The 657-nt window shown below is 74.0% G+C and carries 1 protein-coding gene; it reads right to left on the bottom strand.

Annotated features, from left to right (window positions below):
* Positions 1-46 precede the first annotated feature (46 nt).
* The coding region (locus tag ACLEQD_RS44865; RefSeq protein WP_410391986.1) for an SbcC/MukB-like Walker B domain-containing protein at positions 47-657 on the bottom strand (611 nt) is incomplete at its 5' end.

The raw sequence follows: 657 nt of genomic DNA, 5'->3' as shown, positions 1-657 counted from the left end.
GCCGGTGACGGGCTGACGGCCGGGGAGCGGGTCCCCGGCCGGGCCGTCAGGCCACCTGTTGATCCGACGGGGCGGCGATCCCCGCGTCGCCTTCCACCACGAGCTTGCTGCGGCCGCCGCCCTGCTTCACCACGCGCACCTGCACGCCGATGCGCTCGGCGAGCCCGCTGACGTGGGAGATGATGCCCACCTGGCGGCCGGTGGCCTGGAGCGCGTCGAGCGTGGCCAGCGCCACCTCCAGCGTCTCCGGGTCCAGCGTGCCGAAGCCCTCGTCGATGAACAGGGTCTCCACCTGCGTCGTCTCCGACGACAGCGAGGCCAGGCCCAGCGCGAGCGCCAGCGACACGAGGAAGCTCTCGCCGCCGGAGAGGCTGGCCACACTGCGCACCTCGTCGCCCATGTCGCCGTCCACCACCTGGAGGTCCAGGTCGTGGCCGGGCACGCGCTCCAGGCGGTAGCGGCGCGCCAGCTCGCGCAGGTGCGCGTTGGCGTGCAGGAGCAGCGCGTCCAGGGTGAGGCTCTGGGCGAAGACCTTGAACTTCTTCCCGTCGTGCGAACCGATGAGGTCGCCCAGCGTCTTCCACACCTCCGCGTCGGCGCGGCGCAGCTCCAGCGCCCGGGCCTCCGCGCCATGGCGCGCGCGGGCGGCGTCGTCGG

The organism is Corallococcus sp. 4LFB, assembly GCF_046520365.1.
In the GTDB taxonomy this organism is placed as follows: Bacteria; Myxococcota; Myxococcia; order Myxococcales; family Myxococcaceae; genus Corallococcus; species Corallococcus caeni.
The sequence above is the reverse complement of the archived record's forward strand: the minus strand, read 5'-3'. Positions and strand labels throughout refer to the sequence as shown.